Raw genomic sequence first — 1034 nt, forward strand, 5'->3', positions numbered from 1 at the left:
GTTTTATGAGTTCACAGAGAGGGGATTTTGTCAATTGCAAAGATAACGACATGACCCCATTTGGCTTGTAGCTAAAATTGTAGGGGCTTCACTTGTGAAGACCGCGTCTGAGAAGTGGCTCGGCAGCTAGATTCTATGCGGCGTGCCACAAGTGGCAGCTACGTTTTACATGCATCGTCACTTGCTGATATTCTCGATGAAGCCGCTTAAGTGCGTGCCATTTTGACATGACCCCGTTCGGCTTTTCGACGGTTCGGCACAAGGACATAGGCAACCCCATTTTTTGTATTTGCTGGGCTTGGCGGCGGTTTCGTAACTATCGTTGTTTCTTTATCAGTGATAACAGCATTTGCTTTCGTCCCCAGATGATGACAGCTGCAAGAATAAGCAGGACTATTGGAGGCACAGGAGTTCCACCGATGATTAGCAGATGAGTCAGAACGGCTCCTGCCATCGTGCAAACCAGCAAAATCGCCCCGATTGGTATCACTCGGGGAATGAGCAACATAATAGCCGCGAGCACTTCAATGCTGCCAGTTAGATAGCGAAACCATTGTCCCACGCCGATTTGGTTGAATGTCTCTACCATGGGTGGTTGCCCAGAAAGTTTAGCAAAACCAGCCCCGAGAAAGGCGAGAGCGACGAATGCTTGTAAGATCCATAGGGTAATGTTTTTTGCTTTGGATTCGGATTTAACGATATGTGTCATTTTTTATTGGTCGAAGTGTAAGGTCAGCGGTTCCAGTTCGGATCACGTATTACTGATGGCGTATATTCTACCTCAGAATATACGATTCCGGTAGCGTTTCTTTAGCATTGCGGTGATGCGTTTTGCGCATCACGGTAGCATGTATGATTCCGCAGCTTCGCTCCTTTTTGGCAGTCCTCGAAGAAGGTAGTCTGCATCGCGCTGCGGACCGGCTAAATATTTCGCAGTCGGCACTCTCGCGTCAGATGCAGGCACTTGAGCATGAAGTCGGTGGCGCCCTTCTTAATCGGAGTTCAACGGGAGTTCAGGCAACTCCGGGCGGGCG

At 49.1% G+C, this 1034-nt stretch carries 2 protein-coding genes; one reads left to right on the forward strand and one right to left on the reverse strand.

Translation table 11 applies throughout. The features are described from left to right. Positions 1 to 316: 316 nt before the first annotated feature. Positions 317 to 709, reverse strand: coding sequence for a DoxX family protein (locus QEH52_RS19840; RefSeq protein ID WP_308952700.1), 393 nt, complete (start codon positions 707 to 709; stop codon positions 317 to 319). Positions 710 to 852: 143 nt separating this feature from the next. On the opposite strand from QEH52_RS19840, the gene QEH52_RS19845 reads away from it, so the two are divergent. Beyond that, positions 853 to 1034, forward strand: a 182-nt coding sequence (locus QEH52_RS19845; RefSeq protein ID WP_308952701.1) for a helix-turn-helix domain-containing protein, incomplete at its 3' end; no start/stop codon positions are given.

Origin of the sequence: Thalassobacterium maritimum (assembly GCF_031127805.1) — a bacterium.
Classification (GTDB): Bacteria; Verrucomicrobiota; Verrucomicrobiia; order Opitutales; family Coraliomargaritaceae; genus Thalassobacterium; species Thalassobacterium maritimum.

Coding starts and splice junctions, on each gene's coding strand:
- QEH52_RS19840 (WP_308952700.1), bottom strand. CDS start 709: ATGACACATATCGTTAAATCCGAATCCAAAGCAAAAAACATTACCCTA.